At 57.5% G+C, this 21,161-nt stretch carries 19 protein-coding genes; 7 read left to right on the plus strand and 12 right to left on the minus strand.

Annotation, left to right across the window (positions count from 1 at the left end):
• Positions 1-147 precede the first annotated feature (147 nt).
• Complete coding sequence (locus FBR45_RS12080; protein WP_138502624.1) at positions 148-1,539, plus strand: hypothetical protein; 1,392 nt, start codon at positions 148-150, stop codon at positions 1,537-1,539.
• 28 nt (positions 1,540-1,567) lie between these two features.
• Here the strand turns inward: FBR45_RS12080 and FBR45_RS12085 are convergent, their stop codons facing one another.
• From FBR45_RS12085 to FBR45_RS12100, 4 genes are all read right to left on the minus strand, one after another.
• Positions 1,568-2,455 (minus strand): porin family protein, encoded by an 888-nt coding sequence (locus FBR45_RS12085; protein ID WP_138502626.1) that lies wholly within the window; start codon positions 2,453-2,455, stop codon positions 1,568-1,570.
• Between the two features lie 105 nt (positions 2,456-2,560).
• Positions 2,561-6,037, minus strand: coding sequence for an IPT/TIG domain-containing protein (locus FBR45_RS12090; protein WP_138502628.1), 3,477 nt, complete (start codon positions 6,035-6,037; stop codon positions 2,561-2,563).
• Between the two features lie 42 nt (positions 6,038-6,079).
• Positions 6,080-7,633 carry an IPT/TIG domain-containing protein gene (locus tag FBR45_RS12095; RefSeq protein ID WP_138502630.1) on the minus strand — a complete coding sequence of 518 codons (1,554 nt, stop codon included), beginning with the start codon at positions 7,631-7,633 and terminating at the stop codon, positions 6,080-6,082.
• An 82-nt stretch (positions 7,634-7,715) separates the two neighbouring features.
• On the minus strand, positions 7,716-8,636 hold the full coding sequence (locus FBR45_RS12100) for a caspase family protein (RefSeq protein WP_138502632.1): 921 nt from the start codon (positions 8,634-8,636) through the stop codon (positions 7,716-7,718).
• A gap of 87 nt (positions 8,637-8,723) precedes the next feature.
• On the opposite strand from FBR45_RS12100, the gene FBR45_RS12105 reads away from it, so the two are divergent.
• From FBR45_RS12105 to FBR45_RS12120, 4 genes are all read left to right on the plus strand, one after another.
• Complete coding sequence (locus FBR45_RS12105; RefSeq protein WP_138502635.1) at positions 8,724-9,590, plus strand: hypothetical protein; 867 nt, start codon at positions 8,724-8,726, stop codon at positions 9,588-9,590.
• 8 nt (positions 9,591-9,598) lie between these two features.
• A complete protein-coding gene (locus FBR45_RS12110) occupies positions 9,599-10,837 on the plus strand; it encodes a CHASE2 domain-containing protein (protein WP_138502637.1) in 1,239 nt (412 codons plus the stop codon).
• Entirely contained in the window at positions 10,824-11,807 is a 984-nt protein-coding gene (locus FBR45_RS12115; RefSeq protein WP_138502639.1) for a hypothetical protein, read from the plus strand. The genes FBR45_RS12110 and FBR45_RS12115 overlap by 14 nt, the downstream gene beginning before the upstream one ends.
• 94 nt (positions 11,808-11,901) lie before the next feature.
• Positions 11,902-12,855, plus strand: coding sequence for a 1-phosphofructokinase family hexose kinase (locus tag FBR45_RS12120; RefSeq protein WP_138502641.1), 954 nt, complete (start codon positions 11,902-11,904; stop codon positions 12,853-12,855).
• 75 nt (positions 12,856-12,930) lie between these two features.
• On the opposite strand, the gene FBR45_RS12125 is transcribed toward FBR45_RS12120, so the two are convergent.
• The 5 genes from FBR45_RS12125 to FBR45_RS12145 are packed head-to-tail and all read right to left on the minus strand — an operon-like array spanning position 12,931 to position 15,728.
• Positions 12,931-13,329: a hypothetical protein gene (locus tag FBR45_RS12125; protein ID WP_138502643.1), complete on the minus strand. Its 399-nt coding sequence runs from the start codon at positions 13,327-13,329 to the stop codon at positions 12,931-12,933.
• Between the two features lie 12 nt (positions 13,330-13,341).
• Entirely contained in the window at positions 13,342-14,247 is a 906-nt protein-coding gene (locus FBR45_RS12130; RefSeq protein ID WP_138502645.1) for a universal stress protein, read from the minus strand.
• 34 nt (positions 14,248-14,281) lie between these two features.
• Positions 14,282-15,151 carry a universal stress protein gene (locus FBR45_RS12135; RefSeq protein WP_138502647.1) on the minus strand — a complete coding sequence of 290 codons (870 nt, stop codon included), beginning with the start codon at positions 15,149-15,151 and terminating at the stop codon, positions 14,282-14,284.
• A gap of 14 nt (positions 15,152-15,165) precedes the next feature.
• Complete coding sequence (locus FBR45_RS12140; RefSeq protein WP_138502649.1) at positions 15,166-15,474, minus strand: hypothetical protein; 309 nt, start codon at positions 15,472-15,474, stop codon at positions 15,166-15,168.
• A gap of 11 nt (positions 15,475-15,485) precedes the next feature.
• Positions 15,486-15,728, minus strand: a complete 243-nt coding sequence (locus FBR45_RS12145; protein ID WP_138502651.1) for a hypothetical protein — start codon at positions 15,726-15,728, stop codon at positions 15,486-15,488.
• A 228-nt stretch (positions 15,729-15,956) separates the two neighbouring features.
• Between FBR45_RS12145 and FBR45_RS12150 the strand changes: the two genes are divergently transcribed.
• The gene (locus FBR45_RS12150; protein ID WP_138502653.1) at positions 15,957-17,072 is read left to right on the plus strand and encodes a L,D-transpeptidase family protein; all 1,116 of its coding nucleotides are present in this window, start codon (positions 15,957-15,959) and stop codon (positions 17,070-17,072) included.
• A gap of 201 nt (positions 17,073-17,273) precedes the next feature.
• Here the strand turns inward: FBR45_RS12150 and FBR45_RS12155 are convergent, their stop codons facing one another.
• From FBR45_RS12155 to FBR45_RS12165, 3 genes are read right to left on the minus strand one after another with little or no spacing between them, the layout of a single operon-like run.
• Positions 17,274-17,825 carry a hypothetical protein gene (locus FBR45_RS12155; RefSeq protein ID WP_138502655.1) on the minus strand — a complete coding sequence of 184 codons (552 nt, stop codon included), beginning with the start codon at positions 17,823-17,825 and terminating at the stop codon, positions 17,274-17,276.
• A 23-nt stretch (positions 17,826-17,848) separates the two neighbouring features.
• On the minus strand, positions 17,849-18,277 hold the full coding sequence (locus FBR45_RS12160) for a pyridoxamine 5'-phosphate oxidase family protein (protein WP_138502657.1): 429 nt from the start codon (positions 18,275-18,277) through the stop codon (positions 17,849-17,851).
• Between the two features lie 36 nt (positions 18,278-18,313).
• Complete coding sequence (locus FBR45_RS12165; protein WP_138502659.1) at positions 18,314-19,306, minus strand: 2-hydroxyacid dehydrogenase; 993 nt, start codon at positions 19,304-19,306, stop codon at positions 18,314-18,316.
• A gap of 460 nt (positions 19,307-19,766) precedes the next feature.
• On the opposite strand from FBR45_RS12165, the gene FBR45_RS12170 reads away from it, so the two are divergent.
• The gene (locus tag FBR45_RS12170; RefSeq protein WP_138502661.1) at positions 19,767-20,939 is read left to right on the plus strand and encodes a PAS domain-containing protein; all 1,173 of its coding nucleotides are present in this window, start codon (positions 19,767-19,769) and stop codon (positions 20,937-20,939) included.
• Positions 20,940-21,161: the final 222 nt, after the last annotated feature.

The raw sequence follows: 21,161 nt of genomic DNA on the forward strand, positions 1-21,161 counted from the left end.
ATAATAAATAGATACCTGGCAACAGGTATTCGTATGGGTCATGTTTTCTGTAAATTATTTTACTTACAGAAAATATGGCCCATTTGTATGAGAATCAATTGTTTACTAGTTGCTCTGTTGGTGTTGTTGAGTAGTTGCGCTGATGCTGTGGCACAGACGGCCGGCATTCGGATTACCTATGATTACCTGCACCCCGACCGAACGAGCTGGGTATACGTTCGGCCAGCGGGCGATACGCTGCGGGGTACCGGCCGAAACATCCGCGTTCGGCAGGAGACGCCCGTTTCCGTATCTGTTGTGAACTGCAACGTGGAGGTCATTCAGCCGGAAGTCAGCATCCGGCGGGGTGCCCGTGCCGACTCGGTAGTCGCAACGGGTATCAGCGATTTCTTCTCCCGTATCTCCGGCGTACTCGTTCCCGGCATGGGTCTCGATCTGCGAAACCTGTTAACCCCCAAAGCCCGGGGCGAAAAAGCGGGTAGCTCACTCATCTACGCGCCCATGCAGATCGACTTGTCAACGGCTGATCTGCTCGCCAGCGCCAGTCTGGTAGATCTGGAAAGTCAGTTGCGCGACCGGCTGACCGAAGCCGAACGCTGGCGCTCGATCCAGACCCGGCTCCGGGGACTGCGTTATAACACGACCCTTCCCAAAACAGAATTGACCCGACAGGCCGACGAACTGGTCCGGCAACTGACGCCTACCGCGCTGCCGCTCCTGACCGACGGGAATACCGCCCGCCAGGTGTTTCGGCAACTCGCCCTCGAAAACGCGGAGTATATGAAATACGTACTTACCCTGTTTAAACGCCAGGCTACCCGTCAGCCGGTGTCGCGGGGCGATACGGATGCACCCTCGTTCAACTCGTTCGCCATTGCCGAGTCGGCCCGGATTTACGAAAAAACGATTACCGATGAGCTGGCCGACCAACTCACCGCGACCTTGTACGAGGTGGTGACGCATTACTCGACCCTGCGGCAAAACACCTTTACGGCTTCCTGCAACGCCACGGTCAACAAGGGCAGTGAGGCTCTGCTGATTCAGTTTTACGATACCACCGTTCCTGACAAGCGGAAGCTGACCCGGTCGGAACATTTCCAGATCGATGCCCCGGGGCGGGTACAGCTTGTCACCAGCTTTGGTTTGTCATTTATGGGCTACAGTCAGCCGCCCCAGGCGTATGGACTGATTGATGGAAAAATCAGCGCTACCGACCTCGACCGGTTTTCGCCGGCTATCACTGGCCTTTTTCACGTATTCAAGCGCTCAGCGAGTACCACCCGGCTAGGGGCTCACCTCGGAGCCGCCGTACCACTCAGCGATGCGAAGGCGGTTGGATTTCTTATTGGGCCATCGCTCGCGCTGGGTGGTACCAATGTGATCTGCCTGAACGCGGGAATCTTTACCGGGCGCACCACCCGGCTCAGCAAAGGGCTGGCCGTGGGTGACAAATACAGCTCAACGAGCCTGCTGACCGTTAATCGATACGCGCTGGGGTATCAGGTTGGGGTTTCGTTCGTGTTTGGGCAACGGCGATAAAGCTGGGCCGCAAATTGGGTTGGCCTGGTCAGAGTATAACCCGCAGGCCCAGGTTGGCGGTTCGGTAAACACCGGTATTCTTACCGGCCAGGTACTGCGTTACAAACCCCGTAATACCCAGCCGCAACAAGGGTTGAAACTGCACCCCCGTACCCACCTGCGAACCGCGGCTGGTCTGGCTGAACACGCGCTCGGCGTTTCTGGCCAGACCAATCGAATGATTCATGAGGCCCATCAGCCCCAGCCGGGGCGTAAGCTGAAACTGGAACAGGGCCGTTAGCGGAATGGCCACGCTACCCGAAATCGACTTTTTGGGAATATTGTAGGTCAGACCCGGCTGAGCGTATAAAAACAGCCGTCGGCTCAGTTCAAACACGTAAACGACCTGCATCCGGAGACTGGTCAGGTTTTCGTCGGGTTTGTAAATGGGCTGGTAGACCGATCCCTGAACCAGCAGCTTTCGGTTACGAGCCACGGGTTTCCAGCGAAAGCGCAGCCCCACGTGGGTAAACGCCTGATCGTTGATCAGGGCCGAATCGCGGCCGAAGACCCTGAACGGCGAAGCCTGCGGGTCAATATCGACCCGCAGGGAGGAGTACTGCAGATCGACCCCAACGTTGAAGCGGCTGCTGGCCGAGGTGCCGTAACTGATTTGCAGGAGGTTGACAAACTGGCTCAGCCGGGCGTTCAGATTCTGCCGCTTGGCATCGGACGTGAACAGCTCGTTGGTGGTGAACAGGCTGCCGAAATTATTGACCTCAACAAATCCTTTGGGCAGGATGATGGCCGATACGGTCGAGTAGAAAAACGGATCGTTGTAGAGCGAATCGAGTTTCTGAGTACGGGTTTGCTGGGCGTAAATGAGTTGACTTACGCCCAGCAGAAGCAGAATCGTTATACAGAAAAAGCGGGTCATTGGTATACTAAGTTTGGTAGGCTATTCCAGTTAAGCAGTAGTCATACCTTCATTAGCTGTAAGATGGAGCGCGAAGGGTGAGTCGCCACTTGCCGGACCAGGGTATTAATTAATGCAGTTCTCACAACTACCGTTGCCGAAGCAGTAGCGTTTTTTGACAAGCCTGACTTCTGATCCAGTATTAAGTGCATACAAGAGAATATCCCCATTCTTCAGCAAGCTACCTGCATACCGGGTGCCGTTGTCGTCAAAAAAGACGAAGCCTGTGTAGGCGTTGCCTTGCCCGTTCAATTCCAGCTTTAATCGAATGGTAGGGAACTGGACGTCTGTGTATACTTCATAGGTAGCTCCGCCAATTGTTTCGTGAGTGAAGTAGATCCGATTACACCGGGAAGAGTATTTCTTGAAATTAAAGGCCCGGTTATTCAGACAGTAATGGAATGAAGTAGGGGAGCAGTCGTCAGCTATTGTATAGGTTACAATATCCCCTACGCTTGTGGCTATGTTATCCTGAGTAAGTGAACTGCCGGGTAGCACATTACTCACGGATAGACCGCGTCCTTCGCCGTATTCGGTAATGATTCTGACATCGCCGGCGGGCGTATTAGGAGGTACCCGGATCGTGATCTGGTTGTTGCCCCGGTCAATAAACCGATCGCCGGGTATCTCTACCCCATTGGGTAACCGTACGTGCGTGACGTAATAAAAGTTGGCTCCTTTAAACGTTACCGTGGCATTACCAATCAATGCGTTCGGCCTTACTTCCGTAATAACTGACTGGGGCGCGCCGGTAAACCCGAGGCCATTTGACCAGCCGGCGTCAGTACGCAGCGTCACGGCAACTGACTGTACACTGTTGAAGTCCGGAACAACCACAACCACCTGATTCTCGTCGCCCCGCCGAATGGTAGCGGTCTGGTTGCCAAACTTCACTTCCTGAACGCCCCTCAGATTACTGCCCGATAAGGTTAACTCCAGACCGGGTACGCCTTTGTCGCGGCTTAGATTGCTTAGTACGGGAGGTAGGTTTACCGTAAAATTGCTGCCGCTACAACGCTGGCCCGCTTCGCCGTTCAAACAGATCGTACCGGTAACGGCGTTGTCGGGTACCCGCACCCGTACCGAACCGCTGTTCTTGTCCAGAATCTGGGCCGGTGCCGATCCTCCTCCGCTGAACTTTACCTCTGTCACTACATCCAGGTACTGACCCGTAATGGTTACCTCGGCGCCACGGCTTCCATTGGCGGGGCTAAACCCGCTGATGACCGGCGCCCGCACCACGCTGAACCCGTCGCGCTGTTCGGCATCAACGAGGTTAGTGACCCGAATGGCACCGTCGCTGGCTCCATCGGGCACTTTGGCAATAATCTCATCATCGAAGTTGATCTTGGGGTATTCGGTGGCCTCCCGCCCGCCAAAGGAAACCCTGGCCCCGTAGAGGTAATCGCCCCGAATGGTGACCAGCCCGCCAACCACCTGCCGCCTGGGACTGAAGTCGTCGATGCGGGGCTTGCGAACGATGGTAAAGTTTTCGCCGGCATGTTCATCGCTACCGGCTTTGTTGTGGGCATAAACACGCCCGCGCAGGGCGGCATCGGGTACGGTTATGGTGAGCTGGGTACCCTCGATATTTTCGCTGAAGGCCGATTTCGCTACCGCCTGCCCACCTATTTTAACTTCGTCGATCCGCTTAAGGCTGGTTCCTTTGATGATCAGCGACTGACCGGCCCTGGCCCGGTTCGGGTTGATGTCGGTAATGTTGGGCTTGCCGATAATCTGGAACTCGGTGGGGCTCTCGGTGCTGTATCGGGTATTGAACACGCGGATTTTTCCCGTACGGGCGTCGGGCGGAATCCGGACGACGAGCCGGGCCCGGGTAGGTGTCTCAACGTTTTCGGCGTTCTGGGAAGACCCCTCAAAACGCACCACGCACTCGTCGAAGTTCTGACCCGACAACATTACTTTCTCGCCGACGAAGCCTTCGTTGTTGTTGTATTCCGACACGACGCTGGTAACGCCCGGGGAGAGGATGACGTTGAAAACGGGGGTGTCGGTATACTCGCCCGATTCGTTGTTCCAGACCCGAATAGCCCCGTCTTTGGCGTAGGCGGGCACGCGGAAACTGATCTCGTCATCTTCGTTTTTCTCCAGGGCTACGGCCGTAGGGGTTTGATCGGTGGCAAAAAAGACGCGGGCCCCGAGCAGGTAATTACCCCGTATCGTCACCAGCCCGCCGACAGGGGCGCGGGTGGGGGTCAACTCAGTGAGTACGGGTTTAAGAACGACCGTCATATTTCGACCCGACGTGCCACTGCCGGCCCGGTTGGTCAGGGTAAGTCGGCCGGTGGTGGCGTCGGTGGGAATGGTTAATTTGAGTTCACTGCCTTCGGTGCGGCCGGTGATGGTAGCGGCTTTGCCATTGAGGCTGGCCTGGGTGATGCGATGCAGGTTTCGGCCCCGTACGGTGATGTCTTTACCACGACCCTGACGGTCGGGATCAGCCGTCAGCTCGGCCGGCGCCAGCAGCATAAGAAACTTCTGAGGAGCTTCGGTCGTGCCGCCGGGCGAGGTAACGGTCAGCGGGGTCTCGCCCGACTGGCTGCGCTCGGGTACGGTCAGTTCGATCTGGCTGTTGCTGAGGACGCGCAGGCCGGTAGCGGGCGTGCCGCCGAAGCTGACGCTGGTTACGTCGAGCAGGTTCCGGCCCGTTAGGGTGAGTTTGTCGCCCCGGATGCCCTCGGTCAGGCTGAGGCCGGTGGCGTCGATGAGCGGGGGCGGAATAATGATCAGGCTATCGGGCGTGGTGGCGCTGAGCTTGTCGAATACCGTCACCGTCAGTCGGCCCGAGCTGGCGGCAGGGGGCAGGCTGAAGCGGATCTGATTATCCTGAACGGACGTTTTGGTCCTATCAATGGGCTGTCCATTAAGGCTCACCACACCATCGAGTAAGTTTTTGCCAGAGAGGGTGATTTCCTGGCCTACAATGGCTCGTTTGGGCGTAAAGCCGGTTATCTCGGGCGTGGCGGCCACGATGAAGTTAGCCTGGCCGGTGCCACCGGCTGTTTCGACACTAATCGTTACCGGGCCGCGGCTGAGCGAAGGCACCTTAACGCTGATTTCGGTGGCCGACCCGGTGCCGACCAGCTCGGCGGTGGTGTTGCCAAACCGAACGGCTTTGAGTTGATCGAGGAAGTCGCCCCGGATGCGGACAGTCGTTGCCGGCAGTCCGTTGGCGGGTTCGACGCTGCTGAGCTGGGGCAAGGGCTGGAGTACGGTAAAAGGCAGGGGGGCGGAAGTGCCGTCGGCGTTCTGAACCCGAATCGTGGTGGCTCCGACGGGTAGCCGGGGCAGGGTGAGCGTGATGGCGTTGTCGGCGCGGGTTTTGGTCGGTACGGTCTGGCCAGCCATGGTGACGGTAGGGTCATCGCCAAACTGGGTGCCCGAGAGGGTGATGTCGGCGCCGATGGGCGCGGCCGTGGGACTGACGGCGGTCAGCTGGGGCGGGTACTTTTTTTCTTTGCAGGAGACTATGCAGAATAGGATCAGTAGGTTAACCAGCAGGTGTGGGATTGACTTATTCATGGCCGGTAGAAGAATAGTAGTCGTTACGTGGACGTAAAAGCATTACTTACAGTCACTACAAATCGTGGGGGTTGGGTAGGAGAAATACTTTAGGTCTTTCTTGCACATCTTGAAGAGGGCGCCGTTCAGTACCGAATAGGCGTAGATGTCGCCGGCTTTTGTCATATTCCCGACGTAGGTGACGGGTTTGCCGTTGTTCCCCGCAATGATGATCACCGCACCCGTATAGGCCGTATTCTGGCTGTTGCGTTCCAGTTTCAGTAGATCGTCGGTGGCGATCAGGGCCGCACCGGTCGTGTACCGATACGCTACGTAGGTTTCGAACAAACGCCCTTCCAGCTGCTCGGTCACGTAACCCTTCGTGTTGCAGCGGGAGGAGAAATATTTGAAGCCGATTTCGTAGCCGCGGTTGGGCGAACAGTAAAAAAACGAAGCCGGATCACAACCGTCAGAAATGACCCCCGTCGTTATAGACCCAACATTGGTGGCAACATTACCGGTATTGATGGCATCGCTGCCCGACAGCTTACTGATGCTGTAAGGCTTGCCATGACCGAACTCGTTATTCACCCGGATCGACGTTGCTGTGGCCTCGACCGGGACTTTGATCATACAGCTGCCCGACTCGTTCGATAAAAAGCTGGCGGCATTCACCGTGGCGGTAACTTCTCCATTGTCGTTCATGAAATCAATGCCCGTCACCGACGAAAAGTGAGTGCCGCGCAGGGTGAGCGGCCCGCCGGGAATCAATCCATTCGGAACGGGTGTCTGGCTAATGGTTGCCTGCGGAGCGCCCGTAAACCGACCTTCGTTCGATAGTCCGCCCGCGGTCTGTATCGTAATCGCTACGGTTTGAACAGACCCGAACTCCGGCGTAATGACACTGACTACATTACTGGTATTGCTCTTAATCGGAACCGTCTGGTTCCCGAACCTGATCGCGGTGATGTTTTGCAGGTTCTGGCCTCTAATACTGATCTCGGTGCCGGCGCATCCTTTTTCGGGCGAAACGCTGGTTATCGTGGGGGCTGGCTGCGGAACCGTGACGGTAAAAACGGAGAGGCTGCAGAACTGCCCCCCGCTGTTGCGCAGGCAGATGCTCCCCGTAACCGCATTGGCCGGTACGACCACCCGCAACGAGTTGCCCGATGTCTGAAAGGCAGCCGCCGAAGAAGTTCCGTTTCCGAAACGCACGTCCGTGACATCGTTCAGGAAGGTGCCGCTGATGAGCACTTCACTGCCGGCCTGACCCGACGATGGGCTGAAGCCGGAGACGAACGGCAGGGGCTGGAGTACGGTAAAGGGCAGGGGGGCGGAAGTGCCGTCGGCGTTCTGAACCCGAATCGTGGTGGCTCCGACGGGTAGCCGGGGCAGGGTGAGCGTGATGGCGTTGTCGGCGCGGGTTTTGGTCGGTACGGTCTGGCCAGCCATGGTGACGGTAGGGTCATCGCCAAACTGGGTGCCCGAGAGGGTGATGTCGGCGCCGATGGGCGCGGCCGTGGGACTAACGGCGGTCAGCTGGGGCGGGTACTTTTTTTCCTGGCAGGTGCTGAGCAGGCCGATAGCCAGTACGAGTAACCATACGAAACGGTTCATGGTGCGGAGGAGGGTGTGATAAGCTGAAATGCAATACAATTAATACATACTGATCTTTCTCGTTGGGATAAAGAGTGGTCAACTATCTGGCAATGAACAAGAATTCACTATTGGACTCGTCAGAGCCGAAGGAGCCCATTTTCACACTGGCTCCTATACGGGTGATTGCACTCTGACGTTCGATGTAGGATTTCAGGTCAGAAGCGGGCAGAATGCGGTAGTCGCTGCCGGCGGCCTCGTTCAGCTTCTGAAGAAAAAACCGGGCGAAAGGGGAGTGTTTTCCTTTCTCGCCGTCGGCCACGGTTTCTTTACCGCCCGACGTCAGGTATTTACGGGTCTGGGGTTTGAGTTTGGTGAGAATAAACGGCGTTTGTCCGCCCAGTTCTTCTACATCGGCCCGGACTCCGCGCTCAGGCCCATCGCGTTTTAGCTCGTTGGGGTTTTGAGTGGCGAAATAGCTATCGAACGTTCCTCCGTAGCACACGTCGAGGGTGAGCAGCACATGGCGGCAGCGGAATTTGGCGAGTAAGTCCTGCAGGTAGGCAAAAGACAGATGGTTGGTATAGCCATCGTCACCGGCTTTTGAATTGGTCATAACGGCGTATCCCTGCTGCAATACGGGGTCGAAATCGCCATGACCGGCAAAGAAAATGAAGAGCTGATCGTAAGGCCCGTACGACTGGCTGGCCAGCCGCCGGATCTGCCGGACACAGCTGTCTTTGGTAACGTTGGCGAGCAGCGTGGTGCGGAAGCCGAACTTATCGCGCAGCACGGCTTCGATTTCGCGGGCATCGAAGGTGGGGTTGGTGAGGGGGCGGTAGGCCGGATCGGTAAAGGTATCGTTGGCAATCAGCAGGGCGTAGTCGACCCGGGCGGCCTGCGCCGAGCCACCCCGAATCCGGTACGATCCGGGTGCCGACGTAGCCTGAATGAGCTGGGCACAGGCACCGCCACCACTGAGTAAATTAAGGGTCAAAAGCAGGGTAAAAATCGTAAAACGCATGTAAGAACCTGGTAATGGGTTGATTTACTGGAGGAAATGTACCTAATTAGACGGCGAATAATCCACACATAATCGCAACTTTACTAAATGGTAGGCAGACTACTTGGACTGGTATTACTACCGATGGTAGGAGCCGGTCAGAAAATCGAGAACCTGCGCCACGAGGCCTTCGGGTCTGATGTCGTGATTCAATATCAGCTGACCGGCACCCGGCCCAGCCAGCAGTTTCTGGTCAAGGCCATTTGTCAGAACGGTACGCAAACCATTGCCCTGAACCACACGGAGGGAAATGGCGTGGGACGGGTAAGGGCTCAGGATGGACCCGATCGGCAGATCGTCTGGCACGTGACCGACGACGTTCCTGAGCTGGTGGGCGATCATATTACGTTTACCCTGACAGCCGTCCCCGTTGAAGGAAGCACGGGCGTGAGCCGGGGCACCGACGAGGTGGCGGCTCCGCTGTCGCTGGCCGACCGGCGGGCGGTGTTATACAACGAGCTGACGGGACAGACCGACACCTACCTGGAGCAGGTTTACAATGAAGTAACGGCCTTCAAAAACTTTGGGGAACGGGCCTTTGAGAGCCGTACTGATCTTATCCGGCTCGATCAGCAGATCCAGAGAACCAACGAAGCCTACGAAAAGCTGCTGCTGAATAAAGAGCCCTTCAAACAGCGGATTCGCAGCCTGTGGGGCAATGAAAAGCTGAATGCCGACGCCGATCAGTTTTTCAGCCGGTCGCTCGATCAGATGCATCGAACCTTTCTGCTGCCCTTCAACGAAACCCTCAGGCAAATCAACGATGTGGCCAGTGGTAAATTTAAACCACGCGAACGAACGGAACGCATCCAGCGCATCCGCATCGAACTTGAGATCCGCATCTCGCAGCTCCTGGCCGAAATTGAGTCGGTCAAGGGCGATGCCAAAGGCTTCTACACCAACCTTCGTTATTAACTTCTATTATGTCCCGATCTCTCCTGGTTGATTCGCTCGGCGCTACCATCGCCGTTTTTCTGGTATGCGGACTGCTCAAACTGGTTGTTTTCTCCGTTGGGTTTCTGGACCCCGTTCATAGCGCACTGCATCATGTCGGGCTGGAGTTCGACAATCACATTCATGGCCAGACCCGCGCCCCGCTGGGGCCTTCGTCTTCGTCAATCTGCCTGGTCGATATCGGCAAAGCCAACCGGTCCGGAATTGCCGCCATGCTGACTGCTATTGAGCGACAGAACCCTCGTTTGGTAGCCGTCGATGTGGTATTCGACCAGAAAAAAGCCCCTTCGGATACCAGTCTGCAACGGGCGCTGGCCCAGCTTCAACAACAGCGTAAGCTGGTTATGGCCTCGTGGCTGTCTATGGAGGGGGAAGCGGGCCATTCCCGAAGTGAGCTCCACGAGTCTGACGCGCCGTTCCGGCTGGGACCCACGGGCTATACCAATTTCGTAGCCGAAGAGTCGGACGGGATGGTGCGTCATCACCTGCCTGCTCTGCCACCCCTGGGCGACGCCCCCGGCGATACGCTGTCGTTTGCCGCCCGGATCGTGTCGATCGTGGCGCCGGCTACCTGGCAGCAGTACGGTAACCACCGGGCCGCTATGAAGGCCAACGAACCCGACTGGATTCTGTACCAGCAGGACCAGCGGCTGTTTAGCCGGTTCGACAGTACGGATCTGGCCCCCGGCAGCGCCCGGTTGCCCGAGCTGCGCAACAAAATCGTCCTGCTGGGGTCGATGGCGGGCGCGGCCGACCCGTACGTATCGGAAGATGTTCATCAGGTGCCGCTGGGCGACGGTACTCGTTTGACCGGGCTGGAGATTCACGCCAATATCCTGGCAATGCTGCTGGACGGTACCCATCTGCGGAAAATTCCCGACTGGGTACTCTGGCTGGTATCGTTCCCGCTCTGCTGGGTGCTGATGATGTTTTTCGCCTGGCAATTTCAGCGGTATCATATCTGGTTTCATCTTGTTTTCAAGACCGTACAGTTCATCACCGCAGCGCTGATCGTGCTGGTGGCGCTGTTGCTGTTCCGGTTCGGGCATATCGAAATGAACACCCTGCCGTTGCTGGCTCCGATGGCCCTGGCTGTTGATGTGCTGTATTTCTACGAAGGGTTTGCCCGCTGGCTGACCAAACAATCCTGGCTTCCCAAACGCATTCCGTATACAACCTATTTCGACGATAGTCATGCACACCATTAAGAACCTCTTCCTGCTGGTCGTCCTGCTAAGTCCGGCGGCCCTTTCGGCTCAGTCCACGAAACAAAATGCGCCCATAGCGAGTCGGGTACTTTATGCCGATGGCCCCGTTTCGTATCGGACATCAGCCCGCTCGCCCTGGGTACCCATCGGCCCGGCCAGTCAGAACCCGGCGCTGGCGGCTGCGTATACCATAAAGCTGAACGAACAGAGTATCCTGGTACTGGAACAACCCGGCAAAGCGCCTGTCGTGATCCGCAACCGGCCGGGTGAGTTCACCGTAACTACCCTGCTGCAGTCGTCGGCCAGCGACGGGGTCGGACTGGCGCTGGCCGACTATTTCCGGTATCTGTGGCGAAACCTGACCCACCATCACGAAACGATCGACTCGTATGCGCAGGGGTATATGAAGCGGAAAGGGGTGGTGAGTCGGGGCTGTACCACCCCGCTCATGCTGACGCCCGACTATGGCGCGGTGCTGGCAACCGATACGTCGATGCAGTTTGCCTGGAAGCACGACCCGACGGCCCGGCGCTACACCCTGGCCATCTATGACAACTATGACGAAAAAGCCAATACCCTTTTCACGACCGAAACCGCCGATACTACCCTGGCTTTTGCGCTCGACAAACCTTTTATCGAGAAAGAGGTAACCTATTACTGGTCGGTTTATCCGGTTGGTAAGCCCAACTGCGCCCGGTATACGTTCTCGCTGCCTAAACCCGATGCGTTGCGTACGCTGGAAACGAAACTGGTAGCCCTGGACCAGGAAATGCAGAGCAGTGCGGCCCTGGCCGCCTTTGTCAGAGCTACCCTGTACGAAGGAAACCGGTTTTATCCGGAAGCGTACCGGGCCTATTTTCAGGCGTACCGGCTGGCCCCGGCTAACGTGCTGTTCCGCGATGGACTGGCGCTGTTTCTGGCCCGGCGGGGCATGACCCAGCAGGCTCATGCGCTGCTGGCCAGCCGCTGAAAAATGGGCTAAGGCTGATCAATGACGGGGCTGACGGGTCTCATGGGATGGGCAGGTACAGCGGGCTAATTTTACGCATACAGACCCATTTGCTATGATTATTACCCTCACACTCAACCCGGCGGTAGACATCAGCATGACCGTTGATCGGTTGATCCCCGAACAGAAGCTGCACTGCTCCCAACCCAGCTACGATGCTGGCGGGGGCGGCATTAACGTATCGAAAGCAATCCGTCGCCTGGGTGGCCAGTCGCTGGCGGTCTTCACCTCCGGTGGCGCTACCGGTATTCGATTGCAGGAGCTGGTGGAACAGGAAGGTATTCCATACCAGATCATCGGTATTCAGGAGCCGAGCCGCGAGTGCTTTGTGGTGGCCGAAACCGCCACCAACCAGCAGTTTCGGTTTGGGACGCCGGGGCCTGTACTGACGGGTGGCGAAGTCAGCGCCTGCCTGGCCCACGTGCAAGCTCTGTCCGAACCCATCGACTATCTGGTCGTCAGTGGCAGCCTGCCGCCTGGTTCGCCGACCGAATTGTATGCCACCCTGGCCCGGTTCGCTAAATCGCGCGCCATCAGGGTGGTGCTCGACACCTCGGGAGAACCCCTGCGGGTGGCTCTGGACGAAGGAGTATTTCTGATCAAGCCGAACCTAGGCGAGCTGGCGCGGCTGGTGGGCGTCGATCGACTCGAAACGGACGAAATCAACCAGGCGGCCATGAACCTGATCAACGAAGGAAACTGCGAAGTGGTGGTGGTATCACTGGGGCCGCGCGGGGCACTGATGGTCACCGCCGACGGGCATGAGTTTGTGCAGGCCCCGCCCGTCAAAAAGATGAGTACGGTTGGGGCGGGCGACAGTCTGGTGGGCGGCATGGTTCACGCACTGGCCCAGGGGAAATCTTATGCCGACGCACTCCGTCAGGGCGTGGCCTGCGGAACGGCTGCTACGATGAACCCCGGTACGGAGCTGTTCCACCGGGCCGATGCCGACCGGCTTCTGGACTGGATCAATCAACAACGTCAAATGCAGTTGTCGCAGGAAGTATAAGGGTCACCCGTAGCAACGATTTGGGACAGAAAAAGAAGTCAAAGACCTCTTTTTCTGTCCCAAATCGTTGATTGGTTATTGAAAGGCGGGCAGCTCAGTCATATAGCGCCGTATGTCAGTCTTGAACGTCCGGAAGTCGGTGTGGAAACTATCCATCTCGGTACGCAGATACTGATGGTCGAGCCGGGTTTCGGCGTCGAGAATGCGACCCAGCCGTACGCCTTTGGCGACCTCACTTTCCAGGGTGTCGATGTCCTGCAGTAGCCGTTTACTCAGTCGGCGAAAGTGGTGGAGCTGGCTGAGTTCGGCCGTCCAGGTCGTGTCGGCTTCGGCGCCGGCAACGGTGATCTCATTCAGCGTTCCTAGCAGCTCTTCCCAAAAGTTAACTTCCTGCAGGGCCAGTTCGAGTTCGTTGCGCCAGATGCGGTGCAGGAGGTGAGCCTCGGTTAACTGGCGATATTTTTCTGGTTTCATACGCGGGTTCGGTTAGCGATAGGTAGTAACGGACAGGCTGTCCAGACTCGACGGCTGAGCTGATATTGCTGGTTGGGTCACATCGCCCGCACTCACGGTAACCGTATCGTACAGGGTGAGGAGGGGTACCCGGGGGTGGTAGGCCATCGACCGCGTTAGGCTGTTGGTCAGCAGCACATCCAGTATGGTTTTGTGGTGCGGAAGCATCACCAGCAGATCAACGGCATGGGCGTCGAGGTAGGCGTAGATGCCGTGGCGCACGTCGTCGTCGTGAATGGTATAGCGAAGAGTAGACAGGTTCTCCAGGGCTTTTTCGACATACCGGCGGTTTACCTCACTGCTGTGGCTGTCGGGCGTGGCAGGATTCTCGATGGTCAGCAAGGTAAGCGCGGCTGCTTTCCGGGCCGCCAGATCGGTCAGGAACCGGAGCGATTCGGCATCGTTGACGGAGCGGTAGTCGGTGGCCAGCACGACCTGTTCGACCGGACGAATAGGGGCCGACAGGGGGACGACCAGCACGTTGGTGGCGGCATGCCGAACCAGCCCGGTAGCGACGTTGCCGATAAACTCGCTGAACCCGGCCCCCGTCGCACCGGCCACGACGAGATCGAACGGTTCATCGGCCAGCAGCTGTTCCACAACGCCTACCGGCCCGCCCAGCGCCACCAGCTTCTGGTAGGTGTGGTAGCTCGGTACGGCTGGTTGCGTGAGTGCCTGCTGTAAGTCGTGTAACGCTTGTTCGGCGGACTCGCGCTGCTCGGCCAGCAGAAAAGCCGCGTTATGGCTCAGGTCCGGTTCGAGCGGGAGTGCGTGCAGGAGCGAAAAACTGGCCGCCGTGTCGGCAAACAGCGCCTGCGTAAAGGCGATGGCATGGCGTGAGGCCGCCGAAAAATCGGTTAATAACAGGATCTTATACATGGTTGTGCGGAAAGGTGAGTGGATCGGCTTGTCGTTAGAGGGCGTAATCCAGGTTGGAGAGGTCGTCGATGGCCTGTGGCTTATCGCGGCTCCCACTGTCGTAGAGGGTCAGCGTGGGTACGGCTGGCGCAAAGACCAGCGATCGGGTTACGCTGTTACTGGCCAGAATGTCGGTCCAGCCTTTGTGTTTGGGAATGCTAATCAGCAGGTCGATTGGATGGCCGGCTACGTAGGCATCGATACCCTGCCTGGCGGTAGGCGCTTCCAGCCGGGCCGTGCGTGGCTCAACGGGCGTCAGAAACTGCCGGATACGTAGCTCCTGATCGGTGGTGACTACCTGTTTGTGCGGGGTGTCAATGGTCAGCAGGGTCAGGGTCGCTCCTTTCAGCGTAACGATATCTTTAACGGGACAAAGCAGTTTGCAGTCTGTCAGGCTGGCAAAGTCCGTAGCTAATACGACCCGGCGGATGGGTCTGATCTGTGAGTCGACCGGCACCACCAGCAGGTTCGCGTTCAGGTACCGGACAAGCGTAGTGGCGGTATTGCCGAACAGCTCATTGGTCCCATCTTTCTTGGCCCCAATGACAACGTAATCGTAAGTTTCGTTGGATAAAGCTTCGTTGACCGCATCGAGGAGGGGACCCGGACAGGCCGACGACCGGAACGTATGCCAGTCGTTGGCGGCTTCCCGGCGCAGGCTGGCCACCAGATCGTACAAGGCGTCGGCAAAGGCCGCACGGGCGGTTGTCGATACGTGTTTGGTGCCGTAAAAACTGTCGGGTTCGACCGGGTGCGCGCAGAGCAAATGAAAATCAGCGACGGTGTCGCCAAAGAAGGCGCGGGCATAGGTAAGAGCCTGGCGAGACGCTTCCGAGAAGTCGGTCAGCAAAAGGATTTTTTTCATGGGTTACACCCCGGTTAGTTCATACAGGAAAGGGGAAACGAACTGAAAAGGGCCAGCACTAACGCCATGATCACAATCCGGCGTACCGCTGGCGAGGCAATCAGCGAGCCGACCTGCCGTACGGGCTGGTACATGCGTTCGGGTCGGTACTGCCAGCGGGGCATTGACCGCAGCAGGTGCCGGATGTGCTCCGGTGCGTCTTCTACCAGCAGACTCCGGCGGCTATGGTCCAGTACCGGAACATGTTCGTTCAGAAAGGCAAGGTCGGTAGTGGGCATGGTGCCCCGGCCCGTATAGGTCAGAATGAAGCGTTGCGTTTTCATGCGCGATCCGGTTAATCGACAAAAATTTCCTTTTCTTCCAGATACTGCTGACGGCCATCGGACCAGTTGAGCCGCGCCCGCCAGCGTCCCCTCGACAGCTGAGCCGTTGAAACTACGTGCCGGGGGTGATCGGTAGGGGTGATGGCTACCCGAACTTCCTCGTCAGTAGTGGCGGTGCTGAAGATGACGTCACCTTTGCGGAACGAGACGGGCAACACAAAGGCCAGTAGATGGGAGGATGGTTCAAAGGTCATGTCCGGGGCGTCAATGAAAGAATTGACTCAACAAAGTTGGCCGGACTGGCCCGGTCGGGGTATGACGGGTATCAGCCCGAGCGCTGATAGACTTCAGAGCCGCTCCTGAACTCAGTCACCGGGCACCCGACCGGTAATCCGCATTTTTGCTGGCGTCGTAAACCCGCCCCGGCCAGTAGGGTCGTCAGCAGCTGAACGACTCTCTTCTCCCCAACCGAAAATACGGATATGCATTATCTCTGGTGTGTTGTATGGATAGCCCTGGCCACTGGTACGGCCCGCGCTCAGGTAGCCGGCGACTGGTTGCGGCTGCGGCAGTATGGCCAGACCATTGGTGTCGACAGCCTGTGTGCTGAGCCCGACGAAGCCTGCCTGACCCGCTATTTTACTCAGATCGTGTATGGCCGTCGCCCTCGCCGGCTGGGCTACCAGGGGGTGGCCGAACGAATCGATACCAGCCGGATCAGCCGCCTGACAGAGCAGTTTCGGACCGGTGCCGACTGGTGCCCGCTACTCGATTCGCTCGAGTCGCATGACCCGGCTTATCGGCAGCTGAAAGAGTACTGCCAGCGTTGCCTGATCGACGATTACATGGCCGACTCGCTCACGCTGGAGCAGGTTCGGGAAACGCTGAACACCTACCGCTGGCTGAACCGATTTTCGGCTTCCAGACGAGTGGTGGTGAACGTGCCGTCGGCTACGCTTCGGGTCATCGATTCGGCCGGGCAAACGCTACTCCACAGCCGGGTTGTCGTGGGTAAACCCGCCACGCCAACCCCCAGCTTTACGGCCGAGATCAGCAGCGTGGTGGTTTACCCGTACTGGAACGTGCCGCGCTCCATCATGATAAACGAGATGCTGCCCGCTATACGGAAAAATCCGGCCGCCACGCTGGATGCCTTAAAGCTCCAGGTCATCGACGCCAGCGGGCGGGTGGTTGATCCGGCTGTGGTGAACTGGTCGGCCAGGCCGTTTCCGTACCGCCTTCGCCAATCGACCGGCTGCGATAACGCGCTGGGGCTGCTGAAGTTCAACCTCGATAACCCGTATGACATTTACCTCCACGATACCAACGCCCGTCCGCTCTTCACCCGGTCGAATCGGAGCCTGAGCCACGGCTGCGTCCGGGTCGAGAAGCCCATACAACTGGCCAATCTGCTGCTCGGCTATACACGGTTCGGCCCGTCGTTCCTGAGCAGCTGCCCTACCAACGCCAGTCCGAAAAGCATACGGTTCCCTGAGCCGGTGCCGGTTATTGTCGTCTACAACGTACTCGATATCGATGAGAGCAACGCCATTCGGGTTTATCGTGATGTGTACGGCTGGTGGCGACTGCCTTTGTAGCGCGGTATTGCCGCCAACAAAAACCCCGTAGCGAATATCACTACGGGGTTATCTATTACACTGCTCTCTTCTTTGCAACCAACTAACCCCCTATACGGAAGGGTTTACCTGGAGACAGACCTGATCGGCAACGCTGCCGGGGGCGGATTATACCAGCCGATAACCACAACCGCAGCCACTTATCGATCAGGTCTGATCTCATTATTTCTTGCTTTGTGTTGTCCAGAGTACGTGCATGCTGACCAGGCCTACCACCGTTGTCCGGGGCAATTTCACCGGGCGATGATCGGGGCGGGCAGCGGGTTCTCGTTTGTCATGGCTAAGCAGCCGGTAGAAAGCCAGGGCCATAAGCAGGGTAGCCGGAAAGGCCGCGCCCAGACCCAGCGGAGAGATGGCCAGGCAGAAAACAATACCACCTGCGCAACCCAGCCGGAACCAGCGTCGCTTCATAAACATCGAGGCCGCTATGCCCACCTGCCCGACCGCAATACTCAGTACCATAGGCGTGATGATCGGCTCGAACCCGCCCAGAATAAACCGGCTGTAGAGCGGAATGGCGTAATCGGTATAGTTCTGGTAGACCCAGGGCGTGTTGAGTGCGGTTCGGGTATTGACCAGGGCGGCTGCCAGAAACAGCAGACAGAACACCAGGCGCGTCACGGTAGGCCACCGGTAACTACCAATGACCTGCACAACCGCAAACCCATTGACGACGAAATAGGCAACCAGGAAGAGGGTATCGAGCGTTTTCATAAGGCGTAAGGCGTCAGGACGAATTACTCTTTAATTTCGCTCCGGCCAGTCTTGCTGAGAATCCGGATGCGGTAAACAACCGGCGGTGGAGGCTGGGGCACCTCGCCCGTGGATGAAATCACGTCGCTGCGGGGCGCTACCCGGCCGGGGCCCAGGCGCTGTTCGGCATAGATCCGATCGTCGCCGGTTAGTTCTTCATACACGCCTTGTACCACTACGCTCCGCCAGGAGGTCGGGCTGCATGCTTCATCGACTTCGAAACATACCGTGGGGTTCTGGCGCAGCATACGGGTTTTGGTGCCCTCGCGGGTATGACCGTAGATGGCATTGCCGTCGTAGAGGTACGCAACGGGTAAAACCAGCACCTGCCCGTCGGCAGTGCAGCCAATGCGACCAAAGAACTGCGTACTTAGCAGGTGTTCGGTCAGTTCGGGAGAGAGGTCGTGTAGCATGGCAGGGTACCGTTTTACCGGTTGAAGAACATCCGTTCAGCACATCGATGCCTTAGTAATCAGGGCCGTTTGCTGGTTGTCGTAAAAGCTGAACTGGTTAAGCATGCTGCGGGCAATTTGTCGCAGGGCCTCGTCGGTCAGGAATCCCTGGTGAGCGGTCAGCAGTACCCGGGGGTGCGTTCGTAAGCGATTCAGCAGGGCATCGGTAATGGGTTGATCGGCATGGTTGTAATGGAAATACGTGCGTTCGCCTTCGTATACATCTGCCGCGTAGCCCGCCAGCTGACCCGCATCCAGGGCGTTGAGCAGGGCTTCAGTATGAACCAGTTTGCCGCGTCCGGTATTTATCAGAAAAGCCCCCGGCTTCAGCAGCGACAGCGTTTTGGCGTTGATCAAGTAGGTTGTCAGGGGCGTTAGCGCGCAGTGCATGGAGACGATGTCGGCCTGCTGGAGCAGCTCCCGGAGGGGCACGTAAACGACACCCGACTCCAGCAGTCGGCGGTCCGGGCCGATATCATAGGCCAGTACCTGACAGCCGAAGCCCTGCATGATATGCAGGAAGGCTTTGCCAATTCGGCCGGTGCCTATAACCCCCACCGTTTTACCGTGCAGGTCGGTACCAACCAGCCCGTTGATCAAAAAATTACCGGTAATGACCCGGTTGTGGGCTTCGGGCAGGTGCCGGATCAGCCCGAGAAGTAAACCTACGGCCTGTTCGGCCACCGAAAACGGGGAGTAGCCCGGAATGTGCAGGAGGGTCATGTCCAGATCGCAGAGGGCGTGCTGGTCAACGTTGTCCAGCCCGACGCACCGCATACCCAGTACACCAATGCCCAGCCCCCGCAGCTGTTGCAGAACGGGGCGGCTCAGGTCGTCGTTGACGAAGGCACATACGGCCTGGTGACCAGCGGCTTTCGACGCCGTTTCGAGGGTCAGCGCTTCGGGTATGTAGGTGATCTGATGGTGACCGCGCAGTTCGTCGAACCAGCGTTGATCGAAAGGTTGGGCGCTGTAAAAGGCGATAGTCATGAGCAGGCGACTGGCTAAGTTGATGTACCAAAATTGAGATTAGTTCGACACCTAAGCCCTGACCATCCTCACTGTCTAGCCTGACTTTAAGCAGTTTGTTGTACTAAGTATTTATTAGTATGTAATTGATTGTGAAATTTGTTACCAAATGGTAAGTTAGATTGAGCCAATGCCTCAAAGGAGCGCTTCAGCAATTATTCTGGCGCCTACCTTTATGAGAATGAAGTGAATTCGACGAATCAATCTGGGTTAACACCATCACTTCACGTGGACCGGTGAGTGTTGAGTAATAATAACTAAGTAAGGTGATCCGCGTATCATCGATTGCTTAACCAGCCTGGACCAGTTCGGGTGGGGATTTTAGTTTTCTTTGTTACTATATTAAAACATGCGGTAACGTTGTTTCGTTAGTGTGTACGGCTTAATCCGCCCTTGTTCTTTATCCTAACGTGTAAAAACAATGCATTCTACCCAGCAACTGGCACCTGCCCTGTTACAGCGCGTACTGAGCGTGGCGCAGGATGGTGTCTTTTTGTATCAGATAATTCGTAATGCCAGTGGGGCGCTGACGGATCTGCGGCTGACTATGGTCAACGCCGTAGCGGAGCAGGACATGGGGCAACCGGCCAATGAGCTGCTGTGGCAACCGTTCAGCAGCTTGTTTTCTGAACTGGTCCGGACGGAACTGATGGCGCAGTTTCGGCCGGTGATTGAAACGGGGCGGGGAGCTCATTTTACCACTCGGATCAGCTGGCCCGGTACCAACCGGCTGGCCTGGCTCGACATGACGGTAGTGCGGGTCGATGACTACCTCATGGTATCGTATGTAGACATGACCCAACGCCGGGCCGAAGCCGAAGCCGCCCGGCTGAAAGCGGTGTTGCAGCAGGCCTTCGATGCCGATAATACGGGCATTTCCGTGCTGGATGTCGTTCGTGATGCCGACGGCCGAATCAGCGATTTTCGCTTCACCCTGATCAACGAGGCTGGTCTGCGGATGAGCGGGTTCAGCCGGGAGGAGTTGCTGGGCCGCACCTTATGGCAGCTGTACCCCGCAACGGGTATCAATGGCATGTTTCATCAGTACGTAGCGGTTTATGAAACCAATCAGCCCTACACGGGCGAGCATTATTACCCGGAGTATGACTGCTGGCGCGATATCACTGTGGTTCCCGTCGATGGCGGAATCCTGGTTCGGTATGCCGACAGTACCGTTCGCCGGAAACTACGCGACATTATTCACCAGCCGGGTATACAGGTTCAGGATGTACTCCTGCGCGTACCCGCTGGCGTGGCGGCACTGCAGCCCATTCGTAGTTCGTCAGACCTGTCGTCTCGAATTGTCGACTTCCGAATCGATCAGGCAAACGCCCGGCTGGCGAACTGGCTTGGGCGCCCTGATCTGGTGGGGCAGCTCCTGACAAACGTAGTTGCCGCTGCCAGGGAACCGGGGTTTCTCTGTCGATGCACGGCTGGTTATGAACGAGCCGAACCGCAAACCTTTACCTCCTCGTTCGATATGGTTAGGGCTGTGCAGGTCTGTCAGGTGTCGATAGCCCGGCTGGGAACCCAGCTGGTGCTGGCCATACAGGATACAGTCAGCACCAGCCGGGGCGTGGCTCAAAAAGTCTGAGCGGGACGCCAGCGGCTTCTGTCAACGCTGCCCCGGGCCGATTGCCGGGGCAAGAATCAGCCCGGGGGGTGATTTTCTTCAGCCGTAAGTCGGGGCCGGGGGGTGACCTTCGGGACGTATTGACTCAACAGAATGACGCCTTGGATTGTGACTGGGTCGTCCTGATGGTATTTCCCTGGGGATACATCAGGTGGCTGGCTGATTTTTGTCAGTACAGATGTG

Source organism: Spirosoma lacussanchae (genome assembly GCF_005870035.1).
In the GTDB taxonomy this organism is placed as follows: domain Bacteria; phylum Bacteroidota; class Bacteroidia; order Cytophagales; family Spirosomataceae; genus Spirosoma; species Spirosoma lacussanchae.